The following is a 17,709-nucleotide window of genomic DNA, read 5'->3' as shown; positions in this document are numbered from 1 at the left end:
ACGGATGGTGCGTCGGACCCGCCGGGACTTTCCTGTTCGGCACAGCCGGACGCCCGCCCCAGTCGGGCCCGCCCCTCGGAGAGCCCCTGCCATGACCCCACCGCCGTACACCACCTCCCGCAGACACTTCCTCGCCCTCTCCGCCGCCACCGCCCTGGCGGCCGCCGGATGCTCCGCCCCGCAGGACACGGCCGCCTCGGCCAAGCCCGCCCCCTCCGGCGGCACCCGCCTGACGAAGATCGGGCTCGACTACCCCTTCACCCAGCTCCCGCTCTACTCCACGCTGGTGAAGCTCTCCACCGCCCAGGCAAAGCAGCACGGCATCTCCCTGCTCACGACCAGCGACAACGCCAGCGCCGACACCCAGGCCAGCAACCTCAACACCTGGGTCGCCCGCAAGGTCCCGGCCATCGTGTCTTTCCCGATGGTCTTCGAGGCCGCCGAGCCCATCGCCAAGGCGGCCCTGGACGCGGGACTGATCTGGGTGACCTACGGCGGCTCCCTGAAGCACCAGAGCGCCGACATCCAGTTCAGCTTCCGCGAGGGCGGCACCCTGCTCGGCGAGGCTGCGGCGAAGTGGGCCGAGGAACACCTCGGCGGCAAGGGCAAGATCGCCTTCCTCACCGACAGCACCATCGAACTCGGCCGGGAACGCACCAAGGGCATGATCGACGCCTTCACCAAACTGGCGCCCGGCGTCGACGTCGTGGCGCGGGAACAGGCCATCGACCCGGACACGGGCCTGTCCAAGACGAAGGCGATCCTCGCCAAGCACCCCGACCTCAATCTCGTCCTCGGCGTCACCGACGCCGCCGCGTACGGCGGATTCAAGGCACTCCAGCAGACGGGCCGCGGGAAGGACGACGCCAAGACCTTCGTCGGCGGGCAGGACGGCGCCGCGCCCTCCCTCCTCGCCATCAAGCAGGGCACCTTCTACCGGGCCTCCGCCGCCCTCGCGCCCAAGGACATCGCCGCCGCGGTCGTCGACGTGCCGCGCGCGGTCGCCGCGGGCAAGGCCAACCCCAGCGCCCAGGTCCCGATCACCCTCGTCCAGCGGGCCGACGGCGCCGAGATCGACAAACTGCTCGCGCAGAACGCCTAGGCCCCGCCATGACGACCACGAACCTCCGCATCCGCGGCCTGACCAAGTCGTTCGGCGGCGTCAGGGCCCTGGACGGCGTGGACCTCACCGTCCCCGCCGGCCAGGTGCACGCCCTCCTCGGCCACAACGGCGCCGGCAAGTCCACCCTCATCAAGTGCCTGGGCGGCGCGTTCCCGCCCGACGCAGGCACGATCGAGGTGGGCGGCACGTCGTACCTCCGGCTCAGCCCACGCGAGTCGATCGCGGCCGGCGTGGCGATCATCTTCCAGACACTCAGCGTGGTCGACGCTCTGACCGTGGCGGAGAACATCTTCCTCGGCCAGGAGTGGACCCGGTACGGCCGCATCGACCGGCGCGCCCAGGAGGAGGTCGCAGCCGGGCTGCTGGAACGGGTCGCGGCCCGGTGCTCCCCGCGTGACCGCGTGGGCGATCTGCCCATGGGCCAGCGGCAGTTGGTCGAGATCGCCAAAGCCCTCAGCCGCAGCGCCTCCGTCCTGGTCCTCGACGAGCCGACCGCCGCCCTGTCCGGCGCGGAGACCGACGCCCTCGCCGAACGCGTCGAGGACCTGCGCACCCAGGGGCTCGCCATCGTCTACGTCACCCATCTGCTGGCGGAGGTGGAACGGCTCGCGGACGCGGTCACGGTCCTGCGCGACGGACGGGTCGCGCACCAGAGCACGGTGGCGGGGCAGACCCGGGCCGAACTGGTCGCGGCGATCGCGGGACGGCCGGCGCAGGAGGTGCGCAGGCCCCAGCCCCGCCGTACGTCCACCGTGCCCCGGCTCGTCGTCGACGCCTTGCGCGGCCCCGGCTTCGGCCCCGTCGATGTCACCGTCGCCGAAGGCGAACGCGTCGGGCTGTTCGGGCTCATCGGCTCCGGCCGCACCCGCGTCCTGGAGACCCTCTACGGCAGGCGCCGCGCCACCGCCGGAACGATCAGGGTCGGTGACCGTACCGTCGCCCCGGCCCGCCCGGCCGACGGACTCGCCGCCGGGATCGCCCTCGTACCGGCGGACCGGCGCGCCCAGGGTCTGTTCCCGTCGCTGTCCGCGCAGGACAACACGCTGCTGCCGTCCGTCCGGCCCCTGGCCCGCCACGGCGTACGGGCGTTGCGCTCCGAGCGGCGGGTGTTCGAGGCCCTGGCCTCGGCGGTGGGGCTGCGCCCGGCCCAACCCGACTTGCCGGCCGGCGCGTTCTCCGGCGGCAACCAGCAGAAGCTCGTCCTCGGACGGTGGATCAACGAGGCCCGGCATGTGGACGTGTTGCTGCTGGACGAGCCGACACAGGGCGTCGACGTCGGGGCACGCCAGGAGATCTACCGGGTCGTGTCTTCCCTCGCCGCCGAGCGCGGAACCGCCGTGCTGTTCGCCTCCGGTGACCCCGAGGAGATCGTGGCGCTCGCCGACCGCTGCCTGATCGTCGCCCGGGGCCGGATCGTCGGCGAACTCTCGGGTGCCGAACTCACCGAACAGGCCCTGCTGTCGGCCGTCCACACCTCCCTGCCCGCCGAAGGAGCAGCATGACCACCGCCGACCGCGTCCTCACCAGGCCGCACCTCCTGGCCACGGGCGGACTGACCGTCGTACGCCGCCAACCCCTGCTCGTCGTGCTCGTCGCGATGGTGCTGGTCTTCCAGCTGACCACGGGCAGTTTCCTCGAGCCGGCCAACCTGAGCGGCATCGCCACCGACGCCGCCACCCTCGCCATCGTCGCCGTCCCACTGGCCCTGCTCGTCATCAGCGGCTACCTCGACCTGTCGGTCGGCTCCACGCTCGCCCTGGGCGGGCTGGTCGCGGGCTGGCTGGCCGGACAGCACCACCAGTCGCCCGCCGTCGCCCTGCTCGGGGCGCTCGCCGCCGGGGCGCTGGTGGGCGCGGTGAACGGCATACTGTGCTGCTACTTCGGTCTGTCCGCGTTCATCGTCACCCTCGGCATGCTGACCGCCGTACGGGGCCTCGCGCAGCAGTTGTTCCCGCTGCCGCTGAGCGGCTTCGGCTCCGGGTTCGCCTGGATCGGCGGCGCGCGGATCGCCGGGATCGCGACGCCGGTCGTCATCGCGGCGCTGGTACTGGCGGCGGGCGCGCTGTTCCTGGCGCTCACCCCTGCCGGACGCCACGTCTTCGCCATCGGCGTCAACCGGGAGGCCGCCCACCTCTCCGGCATCCACGTCCGCCGCACCCCGTTCGCGCTGTTCGTCGTCACCGGCGTGGCCGCCGCCCTGGCCGGGGCCGTCAAGGCGTCGGTGCTGGACAGCGTGGTCGCCGGAACATCAGGATCCGGTTTCGAGCTGGCCGTGCTCACCGCGGTGCTCGTCGGCGGGGTCGCGCTCACCGGCGGCACCGGCTCGATCCTCGGCGTCCTGCTCGGCGTGCTGTTCCTCGGCGCGCTGCAGAACGGCCTGACCCTGCTGAACGTGCCGACGTTCTGGCAGCAGATGGCCCAGGGCGTCGCGCTGGTGGCCGGCGCGGCGCTGGCGTACTTCGCACCCCGTACGGGGCGCTGACCCACCACCTTCCTCCCCGAACCCGAAATGAGGTCACCCGTGAGCCACACCGCATCCGAGGGCGACACCGCACCCACCCTCGTCCTGACCGGCGGCCAGGTCCTCACCGTCGACGCCGCCTTCACCGTCGCCGAAGGCGTGGCCGTGCGCGGCCGGGAGATCCTGGCCGTCGGCAGCGACACGGAGATGCGCGCCCTGGCCGGACCCGGCACCCGGATCGTCGAGCTGGGCGGCCGGACCGTGCTGCCCGGCATCAACGACTCGCATCTGCACGGGGCCGCCTACGGGATGACGAAGCCGCCGTTCGCCATCGACGTCGGCCATCCGGCGGTGGGGTCCATCTCGGACATCGCCGCGACGGTGGGCCGGGCGGCCTTGCAGGCACCGGACGTCGAGTGGATCGTCGGCCTGGGCTGGGACCCCGGCTATCTCGCGGAGTGCCTGGCCGACCCGGGCCGCTTCCCGCACCGCCGGGACCTGGACGCGGTGGCACCGGACCACCCGGTCTGTCTGACCGACTTCTCGTCACACATGGTGTGGGCCAACTCCGAGGCACTGCGCCGCTGCGGCATCGACGCGGACACCGCGCCCCCGCCCGGCGGCGTCATCGACCACGACCCCGACGGCCGGCCGACCGGCATCCTGCGCGAGGCCGCCGGGCGCCTCGTCCAGGCCGAGCTGCCCGCCCCCACGATCGCCCAGCGCCGCCAGGCCATCCAGGGCGTGATCCGTGAGCTGCACACGCGCGGCATCACCAGCTACACCGAGCCGGGTCTCGGCCCCGGCGGCGCCGGCACCCTGTTCGGCGGCCTGAGCACCGACAACTGGACCGCGTACGCCGAACTCGCGGCGAGCGGCGAACTCCAGGCCCGCGTCAGCGTCCTGCTGCTGCCCGCCCCGATGGGAGGCTCCGCCGACGACGTCCGCAAGGGCCTGGCCGAACTGCGCCGCCCCGAGTCGGCCGACCCCCGGCTGCTGCGGGCCATCGGCGTCAAGGTCTTCGGCGACGGCGTACCGCCCAACCGCACGGCCTGGATGAACGAGCCGTACCCGGAGGGCGGTCACGGCGCCCTCTGCGTGCACGGCGCCACCCCCGCGCTCCAGGCCGACGAACTGCGCGAGATGATCCGGGTCGCCCACGAGGCCGGCTTCCAGCTCGGCGTGCACGTCACCGGCGACCGGGCCATCGACACGGTGGTGGACGCGTTCGTCGCCGCGAACGAGGCCGCGCCGCGCCCCGACGCCCGCCACTACGTCATCCACGGCGACTTCATCGGCCCCGGCAGCCTCGCCAAGCTCGCCGCACACGGCTACGGCGTCAACATGAACCCCGCCATCAAGTGGACCATCTCCGACCTGATGGACGAGGTCGTCGGCCCCGAACGCTCCGCCTACCAGTGGCCGGTGCGCTCCGCGCTCGACGCGGGCGTACGGGTCTGCGCCAGCTCCGACGCCCCGATCACCGAGCCGGACTGGCGTCAGGGCGTGGCCTCGATGATGCTCCGCGAGTCCAAGGCCAGCGGCCGCCCCAGCGGCCCCGAACAGTGCGTGCGGCTCGCCGACGCCCTGCGCGCCTACACGGCCACCCCCGCATGGCAGGACTTCGCCGACGACTACAAAGGCACCCTCGAACCGGGCCGGGCCGCCGACCTGTGCGTCCTGGACCGGCCGCTGCTGGACCTCGACCCGCACGAGATCACCGAAGTGCGGGTCGATCTCACCGTGTTCGACGGCCAGGTGGTCTTCGAACGCTGACCGGCCGACCGCAGGGGTGTGGTCGCCAGCCCAGCCGGGGCGCGATGTGGTGGCGCACATCGTGCAGGATCTGCTCGTAGTCGCCCGGTTCGAACTCGTAGGGCAGTTCCAGGCGCAGCTCCGACACCCCCGCGAGGGCGGCGTCCGCGCCGAGCGCCTCCAGGATCTCCTCCGACGTCCCCACCACGTCGGGGGCGAACAGGGTGCGTCTGGGCCCCTGTGGTGCGAGGGTCCGCTCGTGGCGGCTCGCCGCGTAGGCGCGGTAGCGCCGCCGGGTCGCCGCGTCCGCGCTGTCGAGGGGCACGATCACCCGGCCGATCGCCACCCGCCCCGGCCGCTGCGGCCCGAGCAGGCGACGGTACGCGCGGATCAGCGCGAGCTGCGCGGTGGAGAAGTCGTCGGTGCCCTCGCCGGAGACGATGTTCCCGCTGAGGAGGTTCAGCCCCTGTTCGCCCGCCCACCGTGCCGATCGCAGGCTGCCGGCCCCGTACCAGGTGCGGTCGACCAGCCCGGGGCTGTACGGCTGCAGACGTGGCCGCTGAGCGCCGCCCGGCGTCTGGATGACGGTGTCCGCACGGCCCAGCGGCCGTCCGCGCAGATGGTCGCGGACCCGGGCGATACGGCCGTACGACAGGTCGAAGGTGCCCCAGTCGCCGTCGTGGACGAGGTGCGCCATCAGCTCCCCATGGGGCATGCCCGTGCTGAAACCGACCTGCAGCCGCCCACGGGAGAGCACATCCGCGAGGGCGAGGTCCTCGGCGAGCCGGAAGGGGTTCTCGTACCCGATCGGGATCACCGCGGTGCCCAACTCGATGTGCTCGGTGCGCTGGCCCGCGGCGGCGAGGAACACCGCCGCCGAGGACACTCCGTGTTCCAGGTGCCGCTGCCGCACCCAGGCACCGTCGAACCCCGTGCGTTCCCCGTACTCGAACAGCCGAAGGGTGGCTTCGAGACCTGCATGCGGATCGTCATCGGCGTAGTTGCCGGGCGTCAGGAACGACAGCGACCGGATCCGGGGGAGGGGAGTGGCGCTCACTGCGCGGTCCGCTTCCGCTCGTGCGGGATCTGCTCACCGGCCTCGATCGCGACCGGGAGCCGGTTCTCGCCGGGCGGCAGCGGGCAGGTCGCGAAGTCGGTGTAGGCGCACGGGAGGTTGGTGGCGCGGTTGAAGTCCAGCACCACGGTGCCGTCGGGTCCGGGGGCGTCGATCCGCAGGGCGCGATTGGCGGCGTACGTGGTCACGCCCGAGGTCGCGTCGGTGAACAGCACCATGAGGCTGCCCGGTGTCTGCCCGTTGAACGCGGTCAGGCCCAGCGTCCGGCCCTCGATCCGGAAGCGGATCCTGCCGGGGGCGTCGTAGACGTGCCGCAGTCCCTCGACGGAGGCACCGACCGAGGTCGGTCGCGGCTCCGGGAACGGCGTGTACGTGCCGGTGACCACCCACCGCGGGTCCGGTGCGTACGTGGGCGTCCCGGTGAATCCGGTACGCAGCGGGTGATCCGGGTGCCGAGGCCGGATCACGTCGTGGCCACCGCGCCTGGCGATCTCGATGACCGCGTCGCCCCAGACGGCGGTGAGGTCACCGCGCTCCGGTACGACGCCGAACGTGTGCCGTCCGCGCACCGCGGTCCCGTCGACGACGAGTTCCTCCCCCTCCCCGAGCACGACGGTGACGCCGTCGCCGCCCGACGACCAGGTGCCGGGTGCGCCGGGAAAGCGCTGGGGTTCGGCGTCCGGCCAGTACAGGCCGGTGACGGCGAGGAATCCGTGTTCATGGGCGAGGGCGGAGTCCCTCCGCTGATGCCATGCCTCCCACGCGGCGGCGAAGGCGTCGATGTCGGTGGGGGCGTCCTGGACGGTCATATGTGCTCCTGCGGAGTCGGCGCTGATGGTCGGGAGAGTGCGGGCGGGAGGAGATCCGCCGAGGCCAGGGCCCCGATCGCGGTGACGGTGAGCGGCCGGTAGCCGTCCGGGACGTCCAACGACGCGCGCATCATGGGGCGAGTTCTGATGGTGCCCGCGGAGGGCGGACGAGTTCCTTCACGAGCGCGGCGACCTGGTCCGTCTCGATGAGGAAGCCGTCGTGTCCGTAGGGCGATTCGATGACCCGTACGTCGTCTGCCGTGGGGATGCCCGCCGCCAACTCCGCCTGCTGGGACGGCGGGTAGAGACGGTCGGAGTCCACCCCCGCGACGAGGGTTCTGGCGGTCACCCGGCTCAGGGCGGCACGCACGCCGCCGCGTCCCCGGCCGATGTCATGGCTGTTCATGGCCTCGCACAGCACGACGTAGCTGCCCGCGTCGAAGCGACGCACCAGCTTGGCCGCATGATGGTCGAGATAGGACTCGACCGCGTACCGGCCGCCGTACCGGGGATCCTCCGCGCCCTGGGCCGAGCGGCCGAAGCGGACCTGGAGCTCCGGCTCACTGCGATACGTGACATGGGCGATGCGCCGGGCCAGGCCGAGCCCGGCGTGGGGGCCCCGGCCGGTGTCGTGGTAGTGCCCGCCCCGCCAGTCCGGGTCGGACCGTACGGCGTTCGACTGGACGGTGGCCCAGGCGATCTGCTCGGCACTCGCCGCGGCGGCCGTGGCGAGCAGCAGGAGCGCGTCCGTCCGTTCGGGACGGGACACCGCCCACTCCAGCGCCCGCATCCCGCCCATCGAGCCACCGACCACCAGGGCCCAGCGGTCGATGCCCAGCGCATCGGCCAGACCGGCCTCGGCCGCGACCTGGTCACGCTGCGTCAGAAAGGGGAAGTCACCGCCCCAGCGCCGGCCGCGAGGGCTCACCGAGGACGGCCCGGTGCTGCCCTGGCAGCCCCCGAGCACGTTGGGCGCCACGACGAACCAGTGGTCCGTGTCCAGCGCCCGCCCGGGCCCGATGAGCCCGTCCCACCACCCGGGAGTGGGGTGGCCGGGCTCGGCGGGCCCGGCCGCGTGGCTGTCGCCGGTGAGCGCGTGCAGCACCAGCACCGCGTTGGACCGGTCCGGCGCGAGCCGCCCCCACGTCTCGAACGCCAGCCGGACACCGGGCAGTTCACCTCCCGTCTCCAACGCGAGCGCGCTCTCGCGCACGTACCACCGGCGGCGCCCGGGCGGGTCCCCCTCCCGCCAGGCCCCGGAGGCCGGCGGGAGAGGAACCTGAGAAGGCGTCAGTACGGTGTTCAGGACGCGCCCTTCGCCGCTCGGAACCCGGCCTCCAGGTCCGCCTTGAGGTCCGCGACGTTCTCGATACCGACCGAGAGGCGCACCAGGCCGGGTGAGGCGCCGGTGGCCGCCAGCTGCTCCTCGTCGAGCTGGCTGTGGGTGGTGGAGGCCGGGTGGATGATCAGGCTGCGTACATCGCCGATGTTGGCGAGATGGCTGAACAGCTCGACCGCGTCCACGAACCGCTTGCCCGCCTCGACGCCGTCCCGCAGCTCGAACGAGACCACGGCACCCGCACCGCGCGGCAGATACGTCCGACCCGCCTCGTACCAACGGCTGGACTCCAGCCCCGGGTAGTGGACGGCTGCCACCTCGTCGCGCTGCTCCAGCCACTCGGCCAGCGCCTGGGCGTTCGAGGAGTGCCGCTCGATGCGCAGGCTGAGCGTCTCGACGCCCTGGAGGAGCAGGAAGGCGGAGTGCGGAGACAGGGCGGGCCCGAGGTCGCGCAGCAGTTGCACCCGCAGCTTGACGGCGAAGGCGCCAGGACCGAGGGCCGGCCAGTACTGGAGGCCGTGGTAGCTGGGGTCGGGCTCGGTGAAGTCCGGGAACCGCTCGGCGTGCGCGCCGAAGTCGAAGGTGCCGCCGTCGACGACCACACCCGCGATCGCCGTGCCGTGCCCGCCGAGGAACTTGGTCGCCGAGTGCACGACGATGTCCGCGCCGTGCTCGATGGGCCGCAGCAGATAGGGAGTCGGGACCGTGTTGTCCACGATCAGCGGCACGCCCGCCTCGTGTGCCACGTCCGCGACCGCCCGCACGTCGAGCACATTGCCCCGCGGATTGCCCAGCGTCTCCGCGAACAGCGCCTTTGTGTTCGGCCGGATCGCCGCCCGCCAGGCCTCGGCGTCGTCCGGGTCGTCCACGAAGGACACCTCGATGCCCAGCCTCGGCAGCGTGTGCCGGAACAGGTTGTACGTGCCGCCGTACAGCGACGTGCTGGAGACGATGTGGTCACCGGAGCTCGCCAGGGTGAGGATCGCCAGCGTCTCCGCCGCCTGCCCGGAGGCCAGCGCCACGGCCGCGACCCCGCCCTCCAAGGCGGCGACGCGCTGCTCGAAGACGTCCTGCGTGGGGTTGTGGATACGGGTGTAGATGTTGCCGGGCTCGGCCAGCGAGAACAGGTCGGCGGCGTGCTGGGTGTCACGGAACACGAACGACGTCGTCTGGTAGATCGGCGTCGCCCGGGCCCCGGTCGCCGGGTCCGGCGCGGCACCGGCGTGGATCTGCCGGGTCTCGAAGGACCAGGCCGAGGTGTCGGGACCGGCGGGCTCGTCCTCGGGGGTGTGGCCGGCGGTGACGGAGTCGAGGGGCTGGCTCATGGCGGTACTCCCTGTGCTGAGGGCTTCAGACGGTGCTGAGGGCTTCAGAAGACGACAAGCGTGAGGACACCGCTGGACAGGCGGCCGCGCCCGTACGCGCACAGGGCAGCGGTCAGCGTGAAGCGGTGGAGGAATCGCGGGTCGGAGGCCGGAGCGAGACGTCAGCTCCCGGCGGAACAGCCCATGGTGGTGACACGCACGTAATCGACGTGGCGGCGGGTCACGAGCACGGTCATGGCCCCAGGTAACCACACGGGGACGGCGACGCACCAGACCGGCCGGGCCGTCTCACCCGGTGGGACGCACGGTGGCCCGATGTGCGCCGACGAGACGCTTCGTTGACACCCTCCCGCCCACGTGCTTGCATCCCGCCATGCCGTTGTCGGAGCCTCTGACCCGCCGCCGCACCGTGGACCTCGTCCGCGTGGCCGCCGCGCTGTGTCGCACGACCGGCTGATCGCACCCTCCCTGACGACACCGTCAACGACCGTGCCGCACACCACCGTTGTGCCTTGCAGAGCCCTGTCGTGCCCCTCCGCCCCATGACGAGGATCCGCCATGCCGTCACCCACCCCCGCCGGTCACCGCCACGAAACCGACTACGACCGCCGAAGGCTGCGCCAGTGGCTCGCCGGTGAGGCCAGGGCCGACGGGGTCAGCCGCCGCCGGCTGCTCACCCTGCTCGCCGCCACCGCCACCGCCGCCGGAACCGCGCTCGGTGCCCCGCCGCCCGCCCACGCGGCCGGCACACCGATCGTCAAGCCCCTGCCACCCGAGTGGTTCATCCAGCGCGGCACCAACGCCGAGACCCGCTGGGAGGCGCTGCGCGGCACCGGCCGCCACACCCCCAACGAGCTGTTCTTCGTACGCAACCACACCTCCACCCCCGTACTGGACGCCGACGACTGGCGGCTGCGCCTGTGGGGGAGCGGCCTGCGCGGAACCCCGGGCGAGGACCGGCCGGTGGAGTTCGGGTACGACGATCTGCGCGCCCTGCCGTCCGTCACCCGGACCGCCTTCGTCGAGTGCGCGGGGAACGGCCGCTCCTACTACACGACCCAGCAGGGCGAGACGGTCAGCGGCACCTCGTGGACCCTGGGCGCGATCGGCGTCGCACGCTGGCGCGGGGTGCGCCTGGCCGACGTCCTGCGCCGGGCCGGGCTCTCCCCGCACGCCGTGGACGTGCAGCCCCGTGGCCTGGACGCCGAGTACGTCAGCGGCGGCGAGAACCTGGGCCGGGTACGGCGCCCGCTCCCGCTGTCCAAGGCCTTGCACGACGTGCTGCTCGCGTACGAGATGAACGGCGAGCCCCTGCCGTACGACCACGGGTACCCGGTGCGGGTGCTGGTGCCGTCCTGGGTGGGGATCGCGTCGATCAAGTGGGTCGGCGACATCGAGGTGTCCGCGCAGCCGCTCTTCTCACCCTGGAACACCACCTTCTACCGCCTGTTCGGGCCCTCCCATCCGGACGGCGGCAGCGCACCGCTGACCCGGCAGACCACCAAGAGCGCCTTCGAGCTGGCGAGCGGTGCCACGTTCACCGCGGGACGGAGACACGTGCTGCACGGACGGTCGTGGTCGGGGGCGGGCGCCGTCGCCCGGGTCGACGTCAGCACCGACGGCGGGGCGCACTGGCGGCCCGCCCGCCTCCACGACCGCCCCCGCCACGGCACCTGGACCCGCTGGTCCCTCGACTGGCGGCCCGACGCACCCGGCGCCACCCAGCTGCTGGCCCGCGCCACGGACACGACCGGCCGCACCCAGCCGGACATCGCGGTGCCCAACACACAGGGCTACCTGTTCGACGCGGCCGTACGGCATCCGGTCAGCGTGGTGTGACGGACCGCCCACTGGGAGCGGGACCGACCGGGGAGTCGCCGCGCAGCGTGATGCGGTGCATGACGCGATGCTGGTCGCCGTAGTCGCGGTTGGCGTAGTGGGCCGTGCCGCGGTTGTCCCACAGGGCGACATCACCCGGCTGCCAGCGATTCCGTACGACGTGCTCGGGCTTGGTGAGGTGGGCGTACAGGATGTCGAGGATGCCGCGGCTCTCGTGCTCCGAGACGCCCACGATGTGCGAGGTGAAGCCGGGGTTCACGAACAGGCCCTTGCGGCCGCTCTCGGGGTGCACCCGCACCACCGGGTGCTCCGTCGGCGTCAGTTCGGTGAACACCTCCCCGTCCCACAGGTTGCCGCGGCCCTGCCTGCGCTGCGCCAGGTAGTAGCCGAACTCGCGGCTGCCGTCGTGGACGGCGGTGAGCGTGTCGACGTACGCCCGCAGGCCCGGCGACAGCGACTCGTAGGCGAGCTGGCTGTCGGCCCAGTTGGTGTCGCCACCGGTGGGCGGCAGCACCACGGCCCGCAGGACGGAGATCGCCGGCGGCCGCCGTACGAACGTCACGTCCGTGTGCCACACGTCGGCGAACCCGTTGTCCTGGCTGTCCAGGGAGTACACCTCGGGGGCCACGTCACCGGAATCGTGGACCGGATGCCCGACGGTGACCTCTCCGAGGCGTCTGCCGAACTCGATCTGCGCGGCGTCGTCGAGGGTGTGCTGGCCGCGCACGAAGAGCACCTTGTACGCCACGAGAGCTTCGCGCAGTGCCAGGACCTGGTCGTCGTCGAGGCGTCCGAGGTCGATGCCGTGGATCTCGGCACCGAAGCCGGGGCCGAGCGGGGTGAGGGGCAGCCGGGTCACGGCCGGCCGCTCGCTGAGGATGCTCATGGGTGGGTGTCCTTTCCTGGCTTGGCTGAGTACGGGGATCAGGCCGCTGCGGCGGACTTGACGGCGTGGGACACCTCCGCGCGCAGCTCGGCGAACTCCTCGGAGTCGCGGAGCTCCTCGGCGTCGACGTCGCCACGCGGCAGGGAGATCGGCAGGTCCAGAGCCACGGTCCCGGGGCTCTTGGACAGCACCACGATGCGGGAGCCGAGGAACACCGCCTCGTCCGCCGAGTGCGTCACGAACACCGTGGTCCGGCCGGTCAGGTCGGTCACCCGGCGGACGTCCTCCTGAAGCCGCTCCCGGGTCAGCGCGTCGAGCGCCGCGAACGGCTCGTCGAGCAGGAGCAGCGGGTTCTCGGCGGCGAGGGCCCGGGCGATCGCGACGCGCTGCTGCTGACCGCCGGAGATCTCCCAGGTGCGCCGCTTCTCGGTGCCCTCCAGGCCGACGCGGGCCAGCAACTCCGCACGTCGCTCGGGCCATTGGGCGCGGTTGACCCCCGCGTACCGCAGCGCCAGGTCGATGTTCCCCCGCACCGTCCGCCACGGGAACAACCGCGGCGTCTGGAACACCACCCCGGCCGCCTCGCCGGGCCGCGGCTGGGCTCCGGAGACCCGCACCGCTCCCCGCGTGGGCTCCTCGAAGCCGGCGATCAGCCGCAGCAGCGTGCTCTTGCCGCAGCCGGAGGCACCCACCAGCACCAGGAACTCCCCGGCCGGGACACTCAGATCGACCGGCCCGACGGCGGTGAAGGCCGCACCGCCCCGGCCGTACCGGTGGGTGACATGGTCGAGGCGAACGGATCCGGCGGGCCCGGTCTCCGCCCCTGCCGTGGCCTGGGTGAGCTCACTTGAGGACATCGGGCAGCCCCTTGAGGTAGAACGCCTCGCGCACGACGTCCTCGGACGGCGCGGCGCCGATCTGCTTCTGGTCGGCCAGGAACCGGCCGGTGTCGGTGACATAGGTGAGCAGCTTGCCCGGGTTGCCGTCGGTACCCAGCCAGTCGGCGGAGACCACCTGCTCCGGGGCGAGGAACACCCCCTGCGAGAGCTGCGCCTTGGCGTCTGCCGCGCTGATGCCCAGCTCGGCCGCGACGGCCTCGACCGTGCCCTGCGGGTCGGACTTGATCAGGCGCAGCGCCTCGGCCTCCGCCTTGCGCCAGGCATCGATCGCCTTGGGGTCCTTGGCGATCAGGTCGTCCGAGACGACGGCCAGGTCGAGGGTCGGCTTGCCGCCCGCGCCGATCTCCTTGCTGCTGGTGAGCTGGATGCCGGTCTTGCGCAGCTCGTCCAGGGTGGGCAGCCAGACATAGGCGGCGTCGATGTCGCCCCGCTGCCACGCGGCGAGGAGCGGCTGCGGCTGCAGGTCGATCAGCTCGACGTCCGACGTCTTGAGACCGGCCTCCTTCAGCGCGGAGAGCAGGCTGTAGTGCGAGGTGGAGGCGAAGGGAGTGGCTATCTTCCTGCCCTTGAGCCCGGCGACATCGGTGATGCCGGTCGCCTTGCGGGCGACAAGGGCCTCGTTCTCGCCCGCGACATCGAGGATCCACGCGACCTTGTACGGGATGGGCGAGCTGCCGGACACCCCGCGCGCGAACGGGCTGGAGCCCAGTGCGGCGATGTCGAGGGACTTGCCGATGAAGGCCTGGTTGACGCCGGCGCCGGAGTCGAACTTGATCCAGGTGATCGTGTAGTCCGGCAGCGCCTTCTCCAGCAGCTTTCTGTTCTTCACGAGCAAGTCGCCGCTGGGGAAGGCGAAGTAGCCGATGCGCAGTTGCTTGGAGCCTCCGGAGGCCGACGCCTCACCGCCCGAGGAGCAGCCCGTGACGGCAGCGGACACGGCGGCCAGGGCACCGGCGAGGAGGAGACGGCGGGACGGACCTTGCGGGGCACGGGACATGGCGGAGCCGTTTCTGTGCGGAGGGGAGGAGCGGGGAGGGGAGAGCAGAGGGTGAGGGCGGGACCTACGCGCGACCGCGCCACGGAACGACCGACCGCTCGAGCCGTAGCAGCAGACCGTCGATGATCAGGCCGGAGACGCCGATGGCGATGATGCCGACGAGCACCACCGGGGTGTTGTTGTAGTTGGCCGCGTCCTTGACCATGCCGCCGATTCCGGGAAGGCCGTTGACCAGTTCGGCGGCGACCAGGGAGGAGTAGGCCACCCCCACGGCGAGCCGGACCCCGGTGAGCGTCTCGGGCAGGGCGGACGGGACGACGACGTCCCTGACGACGTCCCATCGGGACGCGCCGAGCGCACGGGCGGCCTCGATCAGGCTCTTCGGTACGGCCGTGACGGCTGTGGTGGTGGACACCGCAACGGGAGGGAAGGCGGCCACGGCCAGCAGCGTGACCTTCGGCTCCTCGTTGATGCCCAGCCAGATGATGAGCAGCGAGAAGTACGCCAGCGGCGGCAGCGTCCGCAGGAAAGTGATCCAGGGCTCGAACAGTGAGCGTACCCAGCCGACGGTGCCCATGAGCAGCCCGAACACCACTCCGGCGGCGATGCCGATTCCGGCGCCGAGCGCGATGCGCCGCAGGCTGATGCCCAGGTGCTCGACGAGCGTGGTGCCGTTGTAGCCCCGTACGCCGCCGTGCGTGCCGGAGACCTCGATGAACGCTTCCCACACCTTGGCGGGCGGCGGAACCAGTGTCTCGCTCCACGTTCCGCTCGCCGCCAGCAGCTGCCACAGGACGAGGAAGAGCAGGAGCGAGCCGAACGGCAGCGCGACATGACGCACTCGCGTCCACCCGTCCCGCGTCCGCGCGGGAGGTTCGGGCGGCACATCGGCCGGGTCATCGGGCTTGAGCAGAGCGGGAGTTGTGGACATGAGGCGTCCTCCAGGGGCGCCGGGACATGAGCAGCCGCCGCCGAACGGCAGGGGCGGCCGGCCCCGAGCGACAGTGATGCCGAATGAAGGGGGGAGAGCGTCCCGGAACGAAGCACGGGAAGAACCGCCCCGCTGCGGCTGCCGTCACCGGACGGCAGGGCGGCGCGGGGCGCGCGTCAAGAAGGCTGGGTCAGCGACAACACGAGCCCGGGCGTCGGCACAGGTCGATGACCAGGCGTCGCACCAAGGACTCGGAGATCATGAGGCCCATTTCTACCGCAGCCGCAGCCCCGGACCAACAGGCGTCCACTTCCTGAAATGGACCCTGTCTCGCCGCGCGCTCTCCAGCTGTAGGTGAAACACAGCGAGTTCACTCAAAGTGATCATTCGTGCACTCTGAGTGCATGGCGGTCGGTTCGTCTGTCGAACATCTCCCTGAAGTTGTTGCCGGCAGCAAGGAAAGGACAGCCGTGGCCGACAGCGGGACCGAGAAGTTCAGGAAAGCCGCCAGCACGTTCGGACTGGTGGCGCCGACGGGGAGGGCGGCGGCTTCGCAGGCGCCGCCGGCCGACGAGGTGTGGCAGCTGCCGGGCGGCAGCGCCCGGGTGTACTACGGGGAAGGGCAGAAGGGTGTGGTCCGGCCGGTCGTCCTGGCCGACGGGTTCAACCTCGGGCCGAGCGACTTCGACTGGCTCTGGGACGGGCTCGAGAACGGCCGGTTCCCCTTCATCAGCGAGCTCCGGCGCCGCGGGCGCACCCTGGTCCTCATCGGGTTCGACGAGCGCAGCGAGTCGATCCTGCGCAACGCCGAGACGGTGATGGCCGCGACCCTGCGGACCATCGCCGAGCAGCTCGATGACACACGGCTCCTCGTCGGCGGGTTCAGCATGGGCGGCATCGTCACCCGCTACGCGCTGGCGAAGATGGAACTGCGGCGCATGGACCACCGGGTCGGCGTCTACGCGTCGTTCGACAGCCCGCACCGGGGGGCGTGGGTGCCGGTCGGGCTCCAGGCGTTCGCGCACTACACCGCCCCGGTGGACGACACCTATCTGCGGCAGATCAGCAGCCCGGCCTCGCAGCAGATGCTCTGGCGCTACCTGGACGCTCTGGACGGCACCCCCAAGGAGAGCCCGCTGCGGACCGAGTTCCTCGAACAGCTCGGGCAGGTGGGCTCGTGGCCCCGCATCCCGCGTCTGATCGGAGTCTCCAGCGGGCGCGGCGACGGTGTGGGCAACGGCGTACGGGCCGGGGCGAAGGCCCTGAGCTGTGCCGGGCCGCTCTGCGACGGCACATACTTCCTCGCCCAGTCACAGGGAGATCCGGCGGAGGTGGCCGTCCTGAACGGCGTCCTCGGCGGGAAGCACACGGTCACCACCAGCGGCTTCCCCGAGCTGGACGGAGCGCCGGGCGGGACGCTCGAGTCCTTCGGCATCATCGGCGACGCCCTCGCCGACGTGGGGGAGGGCGTCGACCTGGCCCACCGGTCCGGGTGCTTCGTACCGTCCGTCAGCGCCGTCGCCATCCGTGACCTGGGCAGGCAGGAGGACCTCTACGTCAACATCGACGAACTGCCGCCGGAGGAGTCCGAGCTCGACGACTTCCTCCTGTCCCAGGACAACGACCCCCACGCCCTCATGACGGAGGACATCGGCCGCTGGGTCCTCGACCGACTGCCCGACTGACCCCGACGCGGGCCTGCGGCCTGTGGCTTTCGACAAGCCGCTGCCCGTCAGGGGCCTCGTAGCCGTCGACCAGGTCGCCTTCATCAAAACCCTGCTCCCTGAGAGTTCACGATGAAGGCGACCTCGGTCCCATGCTCATCGCGCGCCGCCACCCGCTGCGCCGTACTGCGAGAAGCGCGCGGCCCAAGGCTCAAGGGGGAGGCTCAGGCCGTCCGTCCAGTCCTCGTCGTCGAGTGTGCAACCGGCGTCGATCCGGTCGCACAGTCGCACGGGACAGCCTTCCTCCTCGCTCCAGCAGTCGTCCTCGGGGCCACCGGCGCAGGTCGAGGCGATCTGATCGCGGGTCAGTCCGGCCTTCTCGGCGAAGGCGCTGACGTGCACGCCCCACTCGTACTCGCTCCCGCAGCGGGCGGTGACGCGGTCGATGACGATCTCGCGCTGCTTGAGGGCGAGATGCCCGCGGTCCAGCAGACCCCCGCCGAAGAACCGATCGAAGAGCCGTCGGTCCGTGGCCGGCCACCTACTGCTCCCTTTTCTTTGCTGGCGGTGGCGCGGCGGCCAAAGCCGTGGGCCACGACCGCCACC

General features: G+C 72.0%; 15 protein-coding genes. 6 read left to right on the top strand and 9 right to left on the bottom strand.

Going from position 1 to position 17,709, the window contains the following annotated elements; translation table 11 throughout:
- Positions 1 to 91 precede the first annotated feature (91 nt).
- The 4 genes from KJK29_RS00550 to KJK29_RS00535 are packed head-to-tail and all read left to right on the top strand — an operon-like array spanning position 92 to position 5,360.
- Entirely contained in the window at positions 92 to 1,102 is a 1,011-nt protein-coding gene (locus KJK29_RS00550; RefSeq protein ID WP_215116589.1) for a sugar ABC transporter substrate-binding protein, read from the top strand.
- 8 nt (positions 1,103 to 1,110) lie between these two features.
- On the top strand, positions 1,111 to 2,625 hold the full coding sequence (locus KJK29_RS00545; RefSeq protein WP_215116588.1) for a sugar ABC transporter ATP-binding protein: 1,515 nt from the start codon (positions 1,111 to 1,113) through the stop codon (positions 2,623 to 2,625).
- A complete protein-coding gene (locus KJK29_RS00540) occupies positions 2,622 to 3,605 on the top strand; it encodes an ABC transporter permease (RefSeq protein ID WP_215116587.1) in 984 nt (327 codons plus the stop codon). Before KJK29_RS00545 ends, KJK29_RS00540 begins: the two co-directional genes overlap by 4 nt.
- A 39-nt stretch (positions 3,606 to 3,644) precedes the next feature.
- Positions 3,645 to 5,360 carry an amidohydrolase gene (locus KJK29_RS00535; RefSeq protein WP_251057660.1) on the top strand — a complete coding sequence of 572 codons (1,716 nt, stop codon included), beginning with the start codon at positions 3,645 to 3,647 and terminating at the stop codon, positions 5,358 to 5,360.
- Here the strand turns inward: KJK29_RS00535 and KJK29_RS00530 are convergent.
- From KJK29_RS00530 to KJK29_RS00515, 4 genes are all read right to left on the bottom strand, one after another.
- Positions 5,323 to 6,396 (bottom strand): LLM class flavin-dependent oxidoreductase, encoded by a 1,074-nt coding sequence (locus KJK29_RS00530; protein WP_215116585.1) that lies wholly within the window; start codon positions 6,394 to 6,396, stop codon positions 5,323 to 5,325. The two genes, KJK29_RS00535 and KJK29_RS00530, sit on opposite strands and share 38 nt — an antisense overlap.
- The gene (locus KJK29_RS00525; RefSeq protein ID WP_215116584.1) at positions 6,393 to 7,223 is read right to left on the bottom strand and encodes a DUF1684 domain-containing protein; all 831 of its coding nucleotides are present in this window, start codon (positions 7,221 to 7,223) and stop codon (positions 6,393 to 6,395) included. The genes KJK29_RS00530 and KJK29_RS00525 overlap by 4 nt, the downstream gene beginning before the upstream one ends.
- 130 nt (positions 7,224 to 7,353) lie before the next feature.
- On the bottom strand, positions 7,354 to 8,529 hold the full coding sequence (metX, locus tag KJK29_RS00520) for a homoserine O-acetyltransferase MetX (RefSeq protein WP_215124090.1): 1,176 nt from the start codon (positions 8,527 to 8,529) through the stop codon (positions 7,354 to 7,356).
- Positions 8,526 to 9,887, bottom strand: coding sequence for a bifunctional o-acetylhomoserine/o-acetylserine sulfhydrylase (locus tag KJK29_RS00515; RefSeq protein WP_215116583.1), 1,362 nt, complete (start codon positions 9,885 to 9,887; stop codon positions 8,526 to 8,528). Before KJK29_RS00515 ends, metX begins: the two co-directional genes overlap by 4 nt.
- Positions 9,888 to 10,445: 558 nt before the next feature.
- Here KJK29_RS00515 and KJK29_RS00510 point away from each other — a divergent pair.
- Complete coding sequence (locus KJK29_RS00510) at positions 10,446 to 11,726, top strand: sulfite oxidase (protein ID WP_215116582.1); 1,281 nt, start codon at positions 10,446 to 10,448, stop codon at positions 11,724 to 11,726.
- Here KJK29_RS00510 and KJK29_RS00505 read toward each other — a convergent pair.
- From KJK29_RS00505 to KJK29_RS00490, 4 genes are all read right to left on the bottom strand, one after another.
- Positions 11,713 to 12,612, bottom strand: coding sequence for a TauD/TfdA dioxygenase family protein (locus tag KJK29_RS00505; protein ID WP_215116581.1), 900 nt, complete (start codon positions 12,610 to 12,612; stop codon positions 11,713 to 11,715). The two genes, KJK29_RS00510 and KJK29_RS00505, sit on opposite strands and share 14 nt — an antisense overlap.
- Positions 12,613 to 12,650: 38 nt before the next feature.
- On the bottom strand, positions 12,651 to 13,469 hold the full coding sequence (locus KJK29_RS00500; RefSeq protein ID WP_215116580.1) for an ABC transporter ATP-binding protein: 819 nt from the start codon (positions 13,467 to 13,469) through the stop codon (positions 12,651 to 12,653).
- Positions 13,456 to 14,508 (bottom strand): taurine ABC transporter substrate-binding protein, encoded by a 1,053-nt coding sequence (locus tag KJK29_RS00495; RefSeq protein WP_215116579.1) that lies wholly within the window; start codon positions 14,506 to 14,508, stop codon positions 13,456 to 13,458. The genes KJK29_RS00500 and KJK29_RS00495 overlap by 14 nt, the downstream gene beginning before the upstream one ends.
- A gap of 64 nt (positions 14,509 to 14,572) precedes the next feature.
- Positions 14,573 to 15,439, bottom strand: a complete 867-nt coding sequence (locus KJK29_RS00490) for an ABC transporter permease (RefSeq protein WP_251057659.1) — start codon at positions 15,437 to 15,439, stop codon at positions 14,573 to 14,575.
- 470 nt (positions 15,440 to 15,909) lie between these two features.
- Here KJK29_RS00490 and KJK29_RS00485 point away from each other — a divergent pair, with 470 nt between their 5' ends.
- Positions 15,910 to 17,124, top strand: coding sequence for an esterase/lipase family protein (locus tag KJK29_RS00485; protein ID WP_215116578.1), 1,215 nt, complete (start codon positions 15,910 to 15,912; stop codon positions 17,122 to 17,124).
- Positions 17,125 to 17,259: 135 nt separating this feature from the next.
- Here KJK29_RS00485 and KJK29_RS00480 read toward each other — a convergent pair whose 3' ends face one another.
- Positions 17,260 to 17,592: a carboxymuconolactone decarboxylase family protein gene (locus KJK29_RS00480; protein WP_251058063.1), complete on the bottom strand. Its 333-nt coding sequence runs from the start codon at positions 17,590 to 17,592 to the stop codon at positions 17,260 to 17,262.
- Between the last annotated feature and the right edge of the window lie 117 nt (positions 17,593 to 17,709).

Origin of the sequence: Streptomyces koelreuteriae (genome assembly GCF_018604545.1) — a bacterium.
GTDB lineage: Bacteria > Actinomycetota > Actinomycetes > Streptomycetales > Streptomycetaceae > Streptomyces > Streptomyces koelreuteriae.
The sequence above is the reverse complement of the archived record's forward strand: the minus strand, read 5'-3'. Positions and strand labels throughout refer to the sequence as shown.